This window comes from Lysobacter antibioticus (assembly GCF_001442535.1).
GTDB classification, from domain to species: Bacteria; Pseudomonadota; Gammaproteobacteria; order Xanthomonadales; family Xanthomonadaceae; genus Lysobacter; species Lysobacter antibioticus.
In genome coordinates, this window is sequence record NZ_CP013141.1 from 4,665,330 (window position 1) to 4,682,065 (window position 16,736).

A 16,736-nucleotide genomic window follows, 5' to 3' on the forward strand; every position below is an offset into this window, starting at 1 on the left:
CGTCTACGCCACCGAAGCTCAGCTGGCGAACACTTGCAAGCCGCCGTCGCGGTGGATGAACAAGGCGCGCGACAGGTTGTAGCTCGACGACAGCGCGATCTCGTCGGCGATGTCGCGCAGCGAGGCGACGCTGTCGTCGTCCTCGCTGCCGCACAGCATCAGCTCGTCGCGCGCGGCGATCGCGAATACCGGATCGCCCTTGATCTCGATGCGGTCGCGCCAGTGATCGAACAGCAGCACCATGCTGGCGTCGTAGTTGCGGTCGAGCCGGGCGACGTAGCGGCCGCCGCCGCCCTGCACGTCGAGTTCCGGCAGGAAACGGGTCAGGTTGTCGAGCGCCTGGGTGTACAAGGTCTCGCGATCGAAACCGCGCCGCTCAGCCTCGGACGGCGAAAGAAAACTCATCGAATCCGGGGTGTCCTCGACATAGGTCAGGACCAGGTCGCCGGCCAAGGGTTCGACGATGAAGGGCAGCATCGACTCGCTGCCGAACGAGCGCGCCTGCTGCAGCGCGGTCTCGTGCCAGCCGCGCGTCTTCAGCACCGGCAGGATCACCGCGTTCGCGGCCTCGGGTCCGCTGACGAAATCGCGCTGGATCGCGCGCGCACCGGCCAGTTGTTCGGCGAAGATCGCTTCGAGCTCCTGCGGCGCACCGAGATAACGCAGGTAGCTGTTGCCGAGGAAGTGGGTGGCCTTGAAGCCGTCCGGCAGATGCCAGTCGACCCGCGTATCGGCGGTCGCCGCGCCGTGCCCGATCTCGACCCGGGCCTCGGGCCAGGCCGCGCGCACCGCCGCGGCGTAGCGCTCGGCGAAGGTCACCAGGTCCATCGGTGCCGCATTTTCCGAACCGTCTGTCTTAGTGCCGAACCACTTGCTGAAGATAGACATCACCGACTCCCTGTCGACTGACCGACCCCCTGTGGTCGCCCGACCGACTATACGGCCGGGTTCAAGCCCGCAACGGCGCGGCACTGCATTTTCCGACTGGCGGCACAGGCCGCAAGCGAGCGCCGCTCCAGATACGTCGCGGCCGATGTGATCGGGCCCGGGCCGCAGGCATTAGGCTGTCGCCATGGCCGTGATCGACACCCTGTCCCGCAGACGCTTTCTTGCCGCCGCCGGCGCCTGGACGGTCAGCGCGCTGGCGGCGCCGAACTTGCTTGCCGCGTCCGATCGGGCGCCCGCGCCGCCTGCCGGTGCGCCGGGGCGCTCGCGCCTGATCCTGCTCGGCACCGCCGGTGGCCCGACCCCGAAGGCGCTGCGCGCGGCACCGGCGCAGGCGGTGGTCGTCGACGGTGCGGTCTACATCGTCGACTGCGGCAACGGCGTCGCCCGCCAGATGGCCCTGGCCGGGTTGGCGCTCGGCGCGATCCGCGAAGTCTTCCTCACCCACCACCATTCCGACCACAACGCCGATTACGGCAATCTGCTGTTGCTGGCCTGGGCCGCCGACCTGCGCCGGCCGGTCGGCACCTGGGGACCGCCGCCGCTCGCGCGCATGACCCGGCGCTTCCTGCAACTCAACGCCGAGGACATCCGCACCCGCATCGCCGACGAAGGCCGCCCACCGCTGGCGCCGCTGATCCGTCCGCACGAACTGCGCCGCGGCGGCGTAGTGATGCGCGACGAACGGGTCAAAGTGACCGCGGCCCTGGTCGATCACCCGCCGATGGCGCCGGCCTTCGCCTACCGCTTCGACTGCCCGGACCGCTCGATCGTGTTCTCCGGCGACACCCGGCCGTCGCCGGCCCTGGTCGAGCTGGCGCGCGGCGCCGACGTGCTGGTGCACGAGGTCATGTACCTGCCCGCGCTGGAGCGCCTGATCGCCAGCGAGGCCCAGGCCGGGCGCTTGCGCCAGCATCTGCTCGACAGCCACACCACCACCGAGCAGGTCGGCCGCCTCGCCACCGAAGCCGGCGTGAAGACCCTGGTGTTGAGCCACTTCGTGCCCGGCGGCGATGCCTCGCTCACCGATGAAGTCTGGCGCGCAGCGGTCGCGCCGCACTACGCCGGGCGCTTGGTGATCGGGCGCGACTTGATGGAGCTGTGAGTGGGGACTGCGCTGTGCGAGCGTGGCTTCGGGCCCTCACCCCAACCCCTCTCCCGCGAGCGGGAGAGGGGCTAGAACGCGATCCCTCGAAAGGACCGAAGCGAGCCGATGATCCTTCGTTGGCGATGCCTCGCTTTGCCCTTCTCCCGCTTTGCGGGAGAAGGTGCGCGCAGCGCGGATGAGGGCCGCACGCGCCTGGCTCGCTACGCGAACGCGCGGGGATGAAGCAGCGATGAGGCATTCGGCCGCTCAACGCCACCAGGCGCGCAAGGCCGCTATCGGGAAACGCCCCCAGATCGCCGCGAATACGCCGGCACGCACCAACCCGCTGCGACGCGAGGCCTCGAATTTGCGGAAATAACGCCATAGGCCGCGATGCTTGTGCCACTCGACGAAGAACGGCCGCGAGCGGCTCGACACGCCGCGCACATGGACGACGCGAACCTGGTTGGCGACCGCCACCACCGCGCCGGCCTCGCGCACGCGCCGGCACAGGTCGAGGTCTTCGGCGTGCAGGCGATAGCCCTCGTCGAACCCGCCGATGCGCGCGAACAGCTGCCGGGGCATCAACATCAACGCGCCCGAGGTCGCTTCGACCTGCTGCACGGCCTGCGTGTCGTCGGGCGCGACCGCCATCTTCGGCGCCGCCCACGGGCGCAGCAGGCCGGCCAGCATCGCGCCGAAATCGGGGTCGCGGCGACGCACGGCGACATCGCGCTCGCCCTGTTCGTTGATCAGGTCGGCGCTGAGCAAGACTTCGCCGAGCGGCACCGCCAAAGCATGCAGTTGCAGCAAGGTCTCGCGCTCGACCATGCAGTCGGGATTGACGAACACCAGCCACTCGTCCTGGTCCAGCGACGGCTCCAGGTCGGCCGCGCCCTGGTTGCAACCGACGGAGAAGCCGGGGTTGTCCGGATTGGCGATGAAACGCAGGCGCGGGTCGGCGGAGGCGTGGCGCTGGACGATGTCGAGAGTGCCGTCGTCGGACTGGTTGTCGACGACGCGGATCGCCTCGACGCCGAGGCTGTTGCGCAGCCGGCTGAGGCATTCGTCGATCGTCGCGGCGCTGCGGTAGGTGACCACGATCGCCTTGAGAGCAGGTTCGTTGGGAGCATGCTCGTTGGGAGCCGGCGCGCGCTGGCCGGCGTCGGTGCGTGCCTGGCCGGGGTCAGAGGAAGAGATCACGTTGCGGTTCCGGTGGGCCGACGCGATCGAGGCGTTCGGCGAGTTGTTGGCGCAGCTCGCGCAGAGGGTCGTGCATCAGGAAGTTCGCCAGGCGCGCATGCCAGTCAGGCCAGCGCGCGGCGAGCGCATCCATGTCGCCGTCGCTGGGCCGGCCTTCGCCGCCGCGCGCGACATAGGCGGTATCGCACAGCACGTTGCGCCAACCCAGTCCGGACAGGCGCAGGGACAGATCGGTCAGGGCCGCATACCAGGACCCGTAGCTCGCCGCGTCGAGACCGCCGGCGCGGCGACGCGCGCTGCCGCGCAACAGCACGGCATGGCCGATCGCGGCCGGTAATTCCGGATGCAGGGCCGGCATCTGCTGCAAGGCGCGCGACAGGCGTTCGGCGTCTTCGGCGTCCGGCAAGGGGGCGATCTCGCCGATCCGCGGCCAGGCCGCGGCTTCGCCGGCGTTGCACCAGGGCGTGGCCGAGGCGATGGCGCCGTCGGCCGCAAGGCAAGCGCTCAGCCGCGACAACCAGCCCGGCGCCGGCACCGCGTCGGGCGCGAGCACCGCCACGTCGGCGTCGCCGCAAACGCTCAACACTTCGTCCAGGTGCGCGACCTCGCCCAGGCTGCGCTGACGGCGGCTGTAATCGGCCTTGAGCGCGGTGCGCTTGAGCCAGCGCTCGACGATCGCGTAGCCGCGCGGCCCGGCGCGGGCGTCGTCGGCCAGCCACACCCGCGCGCCCGGCGGCGTGCACAGCTCCAGTGCGGCAAGGCAGGCATCGAGTGCGTCGTCGTCGGCACCGACCGGCACTACGACGATGGGCAATTCAGTCATGGCGGGGTTCTATCACGAAGCCGCATGGTCCCATAGCCCACGCCACCGCGCGCGTCGCCGGCAAGGCGGCCGATCGTTGGTTCCGGCAATAACGGACGGCGGACATAGCGGTACGTATTCGACCTGAAGCCGGGTCACGACGGCGTCGTCGTATCGTCGATCACACACAAAGCACTGGGGCCGCGTGCCGGCGACGGCCTGCAACGCAATGGGCCGGCAAGCCGGCGATGGCCTGCACGGCAATAGGGCCGGCAAGCCGGCGACGGCCTGCACGGCAATGAGGCCGGCAAGCCGGCGACGGCCTGCACAACAATGGGGCCGGCAAGCCGGCGATGGCCTGCACAGCAATGGGGCCGGCAAGCCGGCCCCAGTCAAACACCGCGCAGCGCGAGGCTTACTTTCTCGGCTTGGGCTGCTTGGATTGCAGCGGTTCCATGGCGCGGAAACGGCGGCTATATTCGTCGGTCAGGTCGCGCGATTCCTGCGGGTTGCGCACCAGGGTCGGGGTCAACAGGATGATGGTCTCGCGACGCTTGGTTCCCGACTTCTGGTTGCCGAACAACGCGCCCAGCACCGGAATGCGGTTCAGCCCCGGCAGGCCGGTCGAGTCACGCTTGGTCTCGTCGTAGATCAAACCCGCCAGCAATACCGTCTCGCCGCTTTGCACCGCGGCCTCGGTCTTGAGCTTCTTCGTGTTGATGGTGACGTTGGGGCTGTTGCTGTTGAGCCGTGGGCCGATCGAGCTGACTTCCTGGACGATGTCCATGAACACCATGCCGTCGCGGCTGACCCGCGGGCGCACCTTGAGGATCACGCCGGTATCGAGGTACTGCACCTGACTGACGGTGTTGTTGTTGCCGGTGCCGGCATTGACCGAGACCGATTCGATCGGGATCTTGGCGCCGACATTGAGCGAACCCTCGGCGTTGTTGCGCACCAACAGCGACGGCGTCTGCAGGATGTGCAGGTCGGTAACCGCATCCAGGGCCGTGAGGATGGCCGCGGCGTTGTTCTTGATCAGCGACCAGGACAGGCCGTTGCCGCTTACCCCGCCGACACTCGCCGCGAGCGTGCTCCACTTCGGCGGCACCGCCGGATTGGTGCCGCGGTTGAGATCGCCGAAGCCGTTGTCGATGGTCGCGCGATCGAGGAACCACTTCACGCCGTATTCGAGATCGCCGCCGAGTTCGACTTCGGCCACCTGGGCCTCGATGTGCACCTGCATCGGCATCGTGTCGAGTTTCTCGATCACATTGCGGATCGACTTCCAGGCCTGCGGGTTGGTGCGCACCAGGATGGAATTGGTCTCCTCCACCGCGGACACGCCGACCTTGGTGCCATCGACCTCGAGAGTGACCGAACCATTACCCGACTGGCGCGAACCCAGCGATGCGCCGCCACCGAGGCCGCCACCGCCGCTGGAGCCCGAGCCGCTGTCGCTGCCGCTCTTGCCGATGTCGGCACTGGAGCCGTTGTCGCTGTCGCGCAGCTCGACCGATTCCAGGCCCGGCATCAGCGAAGGCGGGCCGTTGTCGCCGCCGCCGTTGCCGCTGCGGTTGGAGCCGTACACTTCGGCGAGGCGGTCGGCGAGGTCCTTGGCCTTGATGTATTTGAGTTCCAGGGTGAACAACTGGACGTTGTCGCCGGCGCTGTCGATGCGGTCGAGCCAGTCCTTGATGTCGTCGAGGTAATCGGCCTGCGGCGTGATCACCATGACCGCGTTGGCGCCTTCCAGCGGCATGAAGCGGAACATGCCCGAGACCGGCGACTTGCTCTGTTCGCCGAACACTTTTTCCAGGTCGGCGACGACCTTGGTGGCCTTGCCCGACTGCAGCGGGAACACGCCGACCGACATGCCCGACAGCCAGTCGACGTCGAACACTTCGATCGTGCGCAGGTAGTTTTCGAGTTCGGCGCGGCTGCCGCCGACGGTGATGACGTTGCGCGAGTTGTCGACGTTGACGATGGCGTTCGGGCGCGCATACGGCTTCAGGATCTTCTCCATCTCGGTGGCCGAGATGAAGCGCAGCGGCACGGTACGCACCTCGAAACCGCGCGCGACTCCCGGCGAGCCGGTGCGCGCCGCGACGTTGCCGGCCAGGGCCTGGTCGGACGGCACGATGTTGTAGCGGCCGCCGGTGTAGACCAGGCGCGCGTTATTCCAGCCCAGCACCATCTCGAGCAGGTTCACGGCTTCCGAGGCGCTGACCGGCTTGGGCGTGGCCAGGGTCACGGTGCCCTGCACACCCGGCGCGATCACGTAGTTCTGGCCGAGCATGTCGCCGAGGATGGCCTTGGCGACCGCATGCACCGACTCTCCTTCGAAGTTGAAGGTGGCGGTGCCGTTGGTCGCGCCCAGGCCCGGCGGCGGCGCCGCGGCGGCGCTGCGGTTGATAACCTGGCCGGTGCCTCGGCGGATCTGCGCCTTCGGGCCTTCCTCGTCGGCCTGCCCCTCCAGCGGCTGCTGGACGACGCCGTCGCGAACCAGGCGGGCGCGGGCATCCTCGCCCTGGGGTCCCTTGAGAGAGGCCGGATCGCCGTCGCGATGCAGCCGCGGCGACATCACACTGGTGCACGAGGCCAGCTGCGAGGCGATGATCGCCGCAACCAGTGCGTGAGAGGCGTATTGCTGGGGACGTAGCTTCATGCGTTCACTCTACGGCGTGTTGGCCGGTGGTTGAGCGGCTTGTTGCTGCCGCAGTTGCGCGCGACGCGCTTCGATCCGCTTGCGGATGGCTTCCATCTGCGCCTGCTCGGTGAGCGGCGCGGATGCGTTGTTGTCGGTCTGTCCGGCTTCGTTGGGCTTGTTCTGCACCGGCGGCGGTGGCGGCGCAGGCGGCACCTGCGAAACCGTGGAAGCCCGGTTCGTCTGCGATTGCGGTTGCGGCGAAGGCACCGGCATCGGCGGAGGCGGCACCGGGCGCACGCCCGGTTGCGGCGCGTTGCCCGGCTGCGGCGGGGCGATCGCGGTCGGCGGTTCGCCGCCCTGGCCGTTGAACACGCGCAGGTCGAGTTCGCGGCGGCCTTCCGGCCCTTCGAACACGGCCCGGCGCGGCTCCAGCGAGGTCAGGCGCCAGGCCGGGTGCGACTCGGGCACCTCGCCCAGCTTGACCCGCACCGACTCGCTGCCGTCGGCCGGCTGCAGAAAGGCCATCGACAACTGCGGGGTGATCAGCACGCTGGTCAGCAGGTAGTCGAACGCGGCCGCCTGGTTCTCGCCCTCGCCCTTACCCTGCATGAAGAAGGGCTTGGGCCGGCGGTCGTCGACGAACAAGGGGCGCGCGGCGATTTCGCCGTACTTGCTCAGGGGGCCGAGGGTGTCGGTCGCGCTCTTGCGCACCTGCGGCAGGGCCTTGACCAGGCTGGGGTCTTCATCGAGCGGCTCGACGCTGCGGCCCATGCCGGCGAGCGCCAGCACCCAGGTCAACAGCGCCCAGCCGGCGGCGGTGGCCAGCAGCCAGGTGCGCGGGCTGGCGTCGTCAAGGCGCATTGGAAGTCACCGCCGGTGCGTTGGCATTGGGTGCGGCCGCGGGCGCCGGGCTCGGGCGCAGGTAGCCGTACAGATCGAAGCTGACGTCCAGGCCGCCGTCGTTGGCCGGACCGGCGGTGCCGGGCACGAAGTAGCCGCGCGTCGACAGCAGGTTGAGGTTGCCGACGAACAACCGCGGCGAGCCGCTTTCGAGCGAATGCAGCACGGCCGCGGTTTCCGGCGCGCCGCAGCGCAAGCGCACCTGCACGACCACGCGCGCATAGCGGTCGCGACGCGGTTCGGCCAGCGGCGAGCGATTGACGATGCCGCAGCTGCGGTTGCCGGGGCTGGCCTCCAGCACCACCGTCTCCAGGCGCTGGACCAGGCCGGCGGTGGCGAGTTCGGCGGTGGCCTCGGGCAGGAAACCGGGACGGCTGGCCTGTTGCTTGCGCACTTCCTCCAGGCGCAGGCGGATCTGCGGGGACTGCTTGAGCTCCATGCGCTGGCGCAATTCGCGCTCTTGCAGATTGTCGATCTGTTCGCCGGCTTCCATCATCGGCACCGTCCACCACGGGTGGACCAGCACCGCATAGGCGATCGCCAGCGCGGCCAACAGCAGGCCCAACGCGAGCCAGCGCTCGCGGTCGGCGGCCCAGGTACGCCAGTTACTGCTCACGCGCGGCCTCCGGGGTCTGCTGCTTGGGCGGGCCGATCTCGGCGGTCAGGGTGAAACGGTCGCGGCTGGTCGCCGGGTCGGGCTGGACCGCACCGGTCAGGGCCGGCGAGCGCCACAGCTTGGTGCCCTGCAGCTTGCCGATCAGCGACGAAGCCTCGCGGCTCAAGCCGATCATCAGCAGGCTTTCGTCCTCGATCGCGAGCTTCTCCAGATAGGTCGAATCGGGCAAGCGGCGGCTGAGTTCGTCGATCACCTCGACCGTGCTCGGGCGCGCGGCGCGGGTGCGGTCGAGGAAGGCCTGGCCGTCGATCAGGTCGACCAGCAGCTGGCGCTGGGTCGCGGCCTGGCGCGCGGCGTTGGCGTTCTTGGCGATGGTCTGCTGCAAGGTCTGAGTGGCCTCGCGGCGGTTTTCGAGCACCTGCCACATGGCGGCGGCGAGCGCGAACAGGGCGACCGCGGCCAGGGCCAGGTTCCAGTAACGGAAGGGGTCGCTGCGGGTACGGCGCTGCGACGGCGGCAGCAGGTTGACCCCGAGCGGCACGCCGTCGGCGCCGGCCACCTCGATCCCCGACAGGGTCGAGGCCAGCGGCCCGATCGCGACGAGCTGCGGGTCCAGCGATTGGCGCGGCACCGCCACCAGTTCGGCGTCGAGCTGACCGTCGCCGTCGCGGCGGGCCAGCACGCGCGCGTCGTAGGCGACGGCATCGGCGGTGAAAGGGGTCTGACGGTCGATCTCGAAACCGACCACGTCGCGCAGGCGGTCGGCCGCGGCAGCCGGCAAGGTCAGGCGCCGGCGCAAGCTCGCGGCCGGCGGCAACAGCAGCCAGCGCGGCAACTCGCCGACGCGCGGCGGCAGCAACGGCGCCAGCGGATCAGCGGCGACGACGCCGGCCGGTGCATTCAAATCGGCCAGGCTCGGCAGCACGGCCAAGTCGCGCACCTCGTTGGCCTGCTGCAGACGCAGGTGCACGCTGTCGCCGTCGACCTGCAACAGCAAACGGCCGCGATCCACGCCCAAGGCCTGGCGCATGCGCAACGGCAACCACGAGGCCAGGGTGCGTCCCCACCACGAGAAGAAGCCGCCCGCTCCGGGTGCGAAGCGTGCGCTTAAACGTCTGAACCGGTTTTCCCCCAACCGGCTTTCGGCAACCTGCGAGTTCATCGTGACGAAGCTCCCTCCTCCCAACGCAGCGGTGTATAGGCCATTCCGGGAACGGAACTCCCCCCTGCACGCACAACCACTCGCAACACCGATTCACGGCCATCCGCTAGCCGTGCATGGCTGTCGATACTATAGGTGCCGCTGCGTTCGCCGACGAGACCGGCGAGCTCGCCGCCGACTTGCGCACCCGTCAACTGTGACCCGGGCGGCGTTCTGCGCCGTTGCTCCACGAGCTGGGCGCCGTTCATTCCCATAGCATCCAATACTTCCTTCGCTGCGAACGCCGGTTCGGGACGCGTACGACCGCTGTAAACCGTGACCAGCGGCTCGATCTTGGCATACAGCGCCGGCGTCATGCCCAACACTTGTTCCAACTCTGCAACGCTTTCGAACTCGGCATCCTTGGCGCCGTAAGGGCGGCCGGCGGACGCATAGTCGGCGTCTTCCGCGCCGCCTGCGGGTTGGGTCAAGGTGTCGGCATCGCGCCAATCGAGGATGGCCGCGGCCAGGCGCGCGGCCTCGCCCTGCTCCATCCCGCCCACGCCCTGGATCAACGCGGTCAGCAAGGCGAAATCGCCCTGGTTGAGGTCGACCTTGCCGTTCTCGTCGACGATCTTGATCTCCAGCTTGGCCTCGCCGAAGCGCCACGGGTTGGGGCGCCCGTCGGGTTGCCACTGCAGCTTGGGGTCGGTCAGCGCCACCCGCGTCATCGCGTATTCGAGCCCGGCCCGGGCGGCGTTCTGCGCGACCAGGCCGCGTACCAGCACCCGCCCTTGCAGGTTCTCGGTGCGCGCCGACAGCGCGAATGCGCCAATCAGCGCAGTCAGCAGAGCGATCACCCACAGCACCAAAAGAAGCGCCGCTCCACGCGCTCGTCGAGACGCGGTTGCCGCATCACGACGTTTTCCAACGCACACCGGCCGCTGCGCCGCGCGCCGCGCGATCCCATCTGCTGCCGTCCTCGTTGCTCGGACCGTCCGCATCACAGCTCCGGCACGAAGCCGCCGGCCGTCGCGCTGGCCAACGGCAGGGAAACCACCAACGGCGGCCAGGCACGGCCGTCGCGATCGGTGAGTGTGACTTCAACGAACAAGGGCAGTTGCTCCGGCGTCTGCCAGCGCTCTTGCCACTCCCCGAGTTCGCCGCGTTGAGGGTCCATCGAACGGTAACGAAAGCGCGCCGACTTCAAGCCTTCGACCAGCAGCTCGGGCGGACGCTCGCGTGCCTCCTTGATGGTTTCGCCGGCCAGCACCATCGACAAGGACAGCACGATGCGGGTCTGATCACCCTCACCTTCGATCACGAAGTCGTGCAGGTACGGCCCGCCCTGGCCCAGGTAATCGGGCAGGTCGGCGACGAAGCGCAGGCGGTCGGGTTCGCCGACGAAGCGTTGCGGCACGGCGGTGCTCTGGTCGAACGCGAACGGAATCGGCCGGGTCGCGGCGATGCGCTTGCGCAGAAAACCCTCGACCGCGCGCTCGCGTTCGCTGCGCTGGGCCAAGGCCTCGCCGCGCGCGGCGGTCTTGGTCGCCGCCGACAAGGTCGCGAAGGCCAGGGTCAGGCCGGCGACCAACAAGACCATCGCCAGCAGCACTTCGATCAAAGTGAAGCCGCGCGCACGGCGGCGCGCCGGCACGGTCTGCGCCGCCCTCATCCGCTGAGCCGCGCGCGCCATCAGAACTGCACCTCGTTGGAGGCGGCCGCGCTGCGCAGGGTGCGCAGCAGCAAGCGCCGACCGCCGCCGCCCTCGCCCCACTCCACCGCCAGCTGCACCTCGAACAAGCGCAGGGCATTCGGATCGACCGGCTGCGAGGACGCCGGCGTGGGATCGCGCCACTGCGCCACCCCGAGGGTCCAGCGATAGCGGCCGTTCTCGAACTCGCCGCTGCGCTGGCCCGGCTTGAGCGGTTGCCCCACCCCGACCTGGTCCATCAGCGATTGCGCATACAAGGCGGCGCGACCGGCGTCGCTGGACCAGCGCACCTGCCGCGTCGCGCCGGACAAGGTGCCGAGCAACAGGGTCAGCGCCATCGCCAACAGGGCGAAGGCGACGATCACTTCCAGCAAGGTGTAACCGCGTTCGCGCGACGACGGCGCGCGACGCAGCGCGCCGAGACGGCGCAAACGACCGGCCGACGCGGCGGGCCGTGCGCGCGCGCTCATCGCGGCGCCTCGCCGCGCTTGAGCTTGACCTCGCCGGTCAGCCAGGCGACATCGACGTTCCACGCCGCCTGCTTGACGTTGAGCTTGATCCGCCCGCCGGTGGATGCGCCATCGGCGAAGAACATGATCGCGCCCTCGCCGCGGCGCGGCTGCACTTCGCGCGCGCCGGTGAAGGTCACTCCGACCGCCTTGGGAATGTCGCCGCGGCGCCCGTTCGGCGCGGTCCAGGTGCGCGCCGCCGGATCGATGGTGAACTTCTGCGAACGTCCGGTCGAGATCGCCTGGCTGCGCGTATAGCGCAGTTGCGAGGCGATTTCCTTAGATGCCGAGCGCAGCTGCATGCCGCTCATGCCGCCGCTCATCATGCCGACGGTCAACACGCCGATCGCGGCGATCAGGGCGATCACCAACAGCATTTCCAACAGCGACATGCCGCGCACAGCGGCCGGCCGCGGCGCGGCGCCGGCGCGGCTCGCACGCACGACGCGCGCAGGGATGCACCGGACGGCGTTCGCCCCGGCCCGGTCCCCCTGCCCTCCGGCGGAGGGCCTGTGCCGCAGGCGCTTCATCGCAGGCGTTTACTCAGTTGTTCTTGATGTCGCCGTCGACGCTGCTGCCGCCGGCCTTGCCGTCCTTGCCGTAGCTGACCAGGTCGTAGGGGCCGCTTTCGCCGGGCTGGCGGTACTCGATGGCATGGCCCCAGGGGTCCTTCAACTCGGTTTCCTTGGCGTACGGGCCCAGCCAACCGTTGGCGTCGGCCGGCTGCTTGACCAGTTCCTCGAGCGAACCCGGCAGGCGGCCGGTGTCCATCTGGAACGAATCGATCTTGCCGGCGAGGGTCTGCACCTGGCCCTTGGCGAGGTTGTAGTCGCCGCGGTCCTTGCCGCCGAGCACGCGGTTGCCGACGAAGGCCAAGACTGCGCCGATCAGCACGATCACGATGATGATCTCGATCAGGCTCATACCGCGCTGGCCGGCCGGGGACGGGGAACGGGTAATCGAACGGGGATTGCGCATCTCAGTGATCATCCATAGTGGTGGGTTCTGGACAGACGTTGTGCTTCAACGCGCGAGCGATGGCAACGGGGTTAAGCCCCGGCCCGCCGCATTCGGCGATTGCATAGGATTCTGTTCCGCGCCGATTGGCGAAGTTCGCGCAAACCGGGTTTCGGTACAGCCGGCGTTCAAGCGCACGGCGTGAACGGGCGCCCCGAAGCGACGGCGAACGAGCGCGGACATCGCCATGCTCAACCGATCGCATTGGTGAGGTCGTACAACGGCAACAACACCGCCATCACCACCGTGGCGACGACGCCGGCCAGGACCACGGTCACCACCGGGACCAAGGCGGCGAGCATGCGGTCCAGGGCCATGCCGGTGTCCTGCTCGAAGGTCTCGGCGGTCTTCATCAGCATCGCGTCGAGCGCGCCGGACTCCTCGCCGACCTGGATCATCTGCAAGGCCAGGCGCGGGAAACGCTTGCCCTTGCCGAGCGCGGTCGACAGCGCGACGCCGTTCTTGACGTCTTCGCCGGCGGCATCGACGTCGGCGGCGAGAATGCGGTTGTTGAGCACGTTGCGGCCGATGCCGATCGCGGTCATCAGCGGCACGCCGTTGCGCACCAGCGTGCCGAGGGTGCGCGCCAGGCGCGCGGTCTCGATCTTGGCGATCAGCGGGCCGACGAACTTGCGCTTGAGCAGCCAGGCGTCGAGCGCCTCGCGGAACGCCGGGTCGCGGCGCTTGCGGTCGAACCAGAGGAAGCCGACTGCAGGAATCGCGATCAATACGATCCACCAATCGCGCACGAACAGGCCGAGCCACAACACCACCTGGGTGAACATCGGCAGCTCGGCGTCGAGGCTTTCGTACATCGCGCCGAACTGCGGCACCACATAGCCGAGCAGGAACATCAAACTCAGGCCGACCATGGCCATCAGGATCGCCGGATAGATCAGCGCATTGATGACCCGGCCCTGCAGCACCCGGCTGCGCTCGAGGTAGTCGTCGAGCCGCGACAGGGTTTCGTGCAGATTGCCGCCGGCCTCGCCGGCCCGGACCATGTTGATGTACAGACGCGAGAAGGTGCCGTGCTGGCGCTCCAGCGCGACCGACAGCGAGGTGCCGCCGCGCACCGCATCGCGGATGTCGGCGACCGTGCTCTTGGCGGTGTCGTCCTCGGGCAGGTCGAGCAGGATGGTCAGCGCGCGGTCCAGCGGCTGGCCGGCGCCTAGCAAGGTCGACAACTGTTGGGTGAACTGCACCAGCCGCGCCCCGGTGAAGGGCTTGGGCTTGAACAAAGCCCTCCACGACGAAGACGCACCCGCTTCCGACGCCAGCTTGGCCTCGACCGGCAGATGCCCCTGCTCTTGCAGGCGCTGCACGACTTCGGTGCTGCTGGCGGCCTCCATCTGGCCATCGAGCAGCTCACCGCGCGCGTTCAGGGCTTTGTAGTGGTAGAGGGGCATTGCGACGCCGGGAATGGAGAATCGGGAATGGAGAATCGGTTAAAGGCAAAGCATCGGAACTTCGAAGCCGGGGGAATGAACCAGCCGGGACGACCACGATTCCCGACTCTCCATTCCCGATTGCCGGCTTTTAAGCATCCTCGGTCACCCGCAGCACTTCCTCGATCGTGGTCTGGCCGGCGAGCGCCTTGACGATGCCGTCCTCGTACATGGTGCGCATGCCGGCGCTGTCGCGCGCGATCTGCTCGATCTCGCCCATGCCGGCGTGGCGCATCACCGCGCGCCGCAGCTCGTCGTTCATGACCAGGAATTCCATGATCGTGGTACGGCCGTGGTAACCGCTCGGCGCCAACGCCGAACCGCGCGGGCGGAACAGGAAGATCTCGCCCTCGGGCTGGTAACGGCGCAGGTTGAACTTGTCGATTTCCTCGGGCGAGGCGAGGTATTTCTCGGCATGGGTCGGTTCGAGACGGCGCACCAGACGCTGGGCCAGGATGCCGTTGATCGTCGAGGTCAACAGGTAATCCTCGACGCCCATGTCGAGCAAGCGGGTGATGCCGCCGGCGGCGTTGTTGGTGTGCAGGGTGCTGAGCACGAGGTGGCCGGTCAGCGCCGACTGGATCGCGATGCGGCAGGTCTCCAGATCGCGCATTTCGCCGATCATGATGATGTCCGGGTCTTGGCGGACGATCGAACGCAGCGCATGCGAGAAATCGAGACCGATCTGCGGCTTGGCCTGGATCTGGTTGATGCCCTCGATCTGGTACTCGACCGGGTCTTCGACGGTGATGATCTTGACGTCGCTGGTGTTGAGCTTGCTCAGCGCCGTATACAAGGTGGTGGTCTTGCCCGAACCGGTCGGGCCGGTCACCAGCATGATGCCGTGCGGCTGGTCGAGCACCTTCTGGAACTGCGGCAGGAACTCGTCGGTGAAGCCGAGCTTGTAGAAATCGAACACGACCGTCTCGCGGTCGAGCAATCGCATCACCACCGACTCGCCGTGCGCGGTCGGCACGGTGCTGACGCGCAGGTCGAGCTCCTTGCCCTGCACCCGCAGCATGATGCGGCCGTCCTGCGGCAGGCGGCGCTCGGCGATGTTGAGCTTGGCCATGATCTTGATGCGGCTGATCACCGCCGCGGTGAGGTTGGCCGGCGGGCTCTCGCCCTCGGCCAGCACGCCGTCGACGCGGTAGCGCACCTTCAGGCGGTTCTCGAACGGCTCGATGTGGATGTCCGAGGCGCGCAGTTCGACCGCGCGTTGGATCACCAGGTTGACCAGGCGGATCACCGGCGCTTCCGAGGCCAGGTCGCGCAGGTGCTCGACGTCGTCGAGATCGCCCGCGCCCTCGCCTTCGGCGGTCTCGACGATCGCGCCCATCGCGCTGCGGCCTTGGCCGTACCAGCGCTCGACCAGATCGCCGACCTCCGAGCGCAGGGCCACGTAAGGGCGGACCTCGCGCTGGGTCGCCAGACGCAGGGCGTCCAACTGATAGATGTCCTGCGGGTCGGCCATCAGCACGTCGACGTGGTGCTCGCCCTCGGCGACCGGGCAGACCGCGAACTGCTTCATGAACTTGGGGGTCAGCGCCACCCCCTCGGGCGGCAGCTCGGGCGCGTCCTTGATGCTGACCAAGGGCAGCTCGAGCGCCGCGGCCACGGTTTCGGCGTGATCGCGCTCGGACACCAGCCCCAGCCGCGCCAACAGCGCGAGCAGGCTGCCGCCGGTCTCCTCCTGGAGCCGGCGCGCACGCGCCAGATCGGGCTCCTTGAGACGGCCCTTCGCCAGCAAGGCCTCGACGATGCGGATGTCGACCGCGGCCTGGGCATCCCCCGCCGGTAAGGCGCTGGCGCTCGGTTCGTTGGTTGTGGCTACTGCGTTCACGTCACCCTCCTGCGCGTGATTCCCCGACTTTAGCAGTTTCGTTCGCCGTCTCGGCCAGCCCTGAGCAGCGCCGGTGAGCGAGGGTGAGACAAGCACAGTCGTCGAAGCGTCACCGAGGATGCCCGACCCGAGTCGCAGGACTTCGGATTCATGAACAGGGGCGAGTAAGGACTGAAAGATCAGTCACATTTTATTCGCGCGAGAGCCATCGGCCGGCCACGCCGGCGCAGCGGAGCTGTAGTAATCGGCGAGGTGCACTCGGGACAATGTGTGACACCGCCACTGCCGCTCGATCCAGGCCACTCGGGTGGGCCGAACCGAAACGCAAACAAAACGGACGCCCGAAGAGGCGCCCGTCGTGTACTTGGCGATCGAACCGTCGTACCTTGCGGCTGCGTAGCTTTACCTCACTCATACCCGCGCATTGAGGAATATACGCAGCCATGGCAAGTCGTCCCCCCCACGTCTCGCCGCGACCATTGGAAGTTCGCGCTGCATAGGGTGCGCGCTCAAGATGCCGCATCAAACCGCTGCATGGACTCAATGTCTCTCAGACAGCTGGCAACCGCTTCTGAGTGAAGCGTCCAAAACACTTCCTTAGCAGCCGGAAAAATCGATTACGAGCGACATACATTATTTTCAAGGCAGCCGACCTGCCTCAAGAAAATCCTCATGGACTTCTTTTGCCTCTCCGTCTTCATACTCCACCGTATAGACAACGCCCGGAGGGAACTGAGAAAAATAACTACCGACGGGCCTTTCTTCAAACACACCAACCACCCACCCGACACTTCCCGGGCGAAGTGACTCATCCGCGGTTTCCACGATCCGGACGACATCATCGTAGGTAAACTTACCCAT

16 protein-coding genes are annotated in these 16,736 nt (G+C 68.1%); 1 reads left to right on the top strand and 15 read right to left on the bottom strand.

Going from position 1 to position 16,736, the window contains the following annotated elements:
- Positions 1-18: 18 nt before the first annotated feature.
- Positions 19-888 (bottom strand): DUF1444 domain-containing protein, encoded by an 870-nt coding sequence (locus GLA29479_RS19045; RefSeq protein WP_144436617.1) that lies wholly within the window; start codon positions 886-888, stop codon positions 19-21.
- 184 nt (positions 889-1,072) lie between these two features.
- Between GLA29479_RS19045 and GLA29479_RS19050 the strand changes: the two genes are divergently transcribed.
- The gene (locus GLA29479_RS19050) at positions 1,073-2,050 is read left to right on the top strand and encodes an MBL fold metallo-hydrolase (RefSeq protein WP_057972515.1); all 978 of its coding nucleotides are present in this window, start codon (positions 1,073-1,075) and stop codon (positions 2,048-2,050) included.
- Between the two features lie 249 nt (positions 2,051-2,299).
- On the opposite strand, the gene GLA29479_RS19055 is transcribed toward GLA29479_RS19050, so the two are convergent.
- From GLA29479_RS19055 to GLA29479_RS24800, 14 genes are all read right to left on the bottom strand, one after another.
- Positions 2,300-3,235 (bottom strand): glycosyltransferase family 2 protein, encoded by a 936-nt coding sequence (locus GLA29479_RS19055; RefSeq protein WP_425599951.1) that lies wholly within the window; start codon positions 3,233-3,235, stop codon positions 2,300-2,302.
- A complete protein-coding gene (locus GLA29479_RS19060; protein WP_057916907.1) occupies positions 3,219-4,058 on the bottom strand; it encodes a glycosyltransferase family 2 protein in 840 nt (279 codons plus the stop codon). Before GLA29479_RS19060 ends, GLA29479_RS19055 begins: the two co-directional genes overlap by 17 nt.
- A gap of 394 nt (positions 4,059-4,452) precedes the next feature.
- Positions 4,453-6,705: a type II secretion system secretin GspD gene (gspD, locus tag GLA29479_RS19065; RefSeq protein ID WP_057972516.1), complete on the bottom strand. Its 2,253-nt coding sequence runs from the start codon at positions 6,703-6,705 to the stop codon at positions 4,453-4,455.
- Positions 6,706-6,714: 9 nt separating this feature from the next.
- A complete protein-coding gene (locus tag GLA29479_RS19070) occupies positions 6,715-7,548 on the bottom strand; it encodes a hypothetical protein (RefSeq protein WP_057972517.1) in 834 nt (277 codons plus the stop codon).
- Complete coding sequence (gene gspM, locus GLA29479_RS19075) at positions 7,538-8,203, bottom strand: type II secretion system protein GspM (RefSeq protein WP_057916905.1); 666 nt, start codon at positions 8,201-8,203, stop codon at positions 7,538-7,540. The genes GLA29479_RS19070 and gspM overlap by 11 nt, the downstream gene beginning before the upstream one ends.
- Positions 8,193-9,365 (bottom strand): PilN domain-containing protein, encoded by a 1,173-nt coding sequence (locus GLA29479_RS19080; RefSeq protein WP_057972518.1) that lies wholly within the window; start codon positions 9,363-9,365, stop codon positions 8,193-8,195. Before GLA29479_RS19080 ends, gspM begins: the two co-directional genes overlap by 11 nt.
- Positions 9,362-10,204: a type II secretion system minor pseudopilin gene (locus GLA29479_RS19085; RefSeq protein WP_425599952.1), complete on the bottom strand. Its 843-nt coding sequence runs from the start codon at positions 10,202-10,204 to the stop codon at positions 9,362-9,364. Before GLA29479_RS19085 ends, GLA29479_RS19080 begins: the two co-directional genes overlap by 4 nt.
- 143 nt (positions 10,205-10,347) lie before the next feature.
- Entirely contained in the window at positions 10,348-11,040 is a 693-nt protein-coding gene (locus GLA29479_RS19090; protein WP_248842761.1) for a prepilin-type N-terminal cleavage/methylation domain-containing protein, read from the bottom strand.
- Complete coding sequence (xpsI, locus tag GLA29479_RS19095; protein ID WP_082638813.1) at positions 11,040-11,528, bottom strand: type II secretion system protein XpsI; 489 nt, start codon at positions 11,526-11,528, stop codon at positions 11,040-11,042. Before xpsI ends, GLA29479_RS19090 begins: the two co-directional genes overlap by 1 nt.
- Entirely contained in the window at positions 11,525-11,959 is a 435-nt protein-coding gene (gene xpsH / locus GLA29479_RS19100) for a type II secretion system protein XpsH (RefSeq protein WP_082639048.1), read from the bottom strand. The genes xpsI and xpsH overlap by 4 nt, the downstream gene beginning before the upstream one ends.
- Positions 11,960-12,110: 151 nt before the next feature.
- Entirely contained in the window at positions 12,111-12,545 is a 435-nt protein-coding gene (gspG, locus tag GLA29479_RS19105; protein WP_057916903.1) for a type II secretion system major pseudopilin GspG, read from the bottom strand.
- Between the two features lie 230 nt (positions 12,546-12,775).
- Positions 12,776-13,993, bottom strand: a complete 1,218-nt coding sequence (gene xpsF, locus GLA29479_RS19110) for a type II secretion system protein XpsF (protein ID WP_057972520.1) — start codon at positions 13,991-13,993, stop codon at positions 12,776-12,778.
- A gap of 130 nt (positions 13,994-14,123) precedes the next feature.
- A complete protein-coding gene (gene gspE, locus GLA29479_RS19115) occupies positions 14,124-15,800 on the bottom strand; it encodes a type II secretion system ATPase GspE (protein ID WP_057919920.1) in 1,677 nt (558 codons plus the stop codon).
- Positions 15,801-16,514: 714 nt separating this feature from the next.
- Positions 16,515-16,736, bottom strand: coding sequence for a hypothetical protein (locus tag GLA29479_RS24800; RefSeq protein WP_144436619.1), 222 nt, complete (start codon positions 16,734-16,736; stop codon positions 16,515-16,517).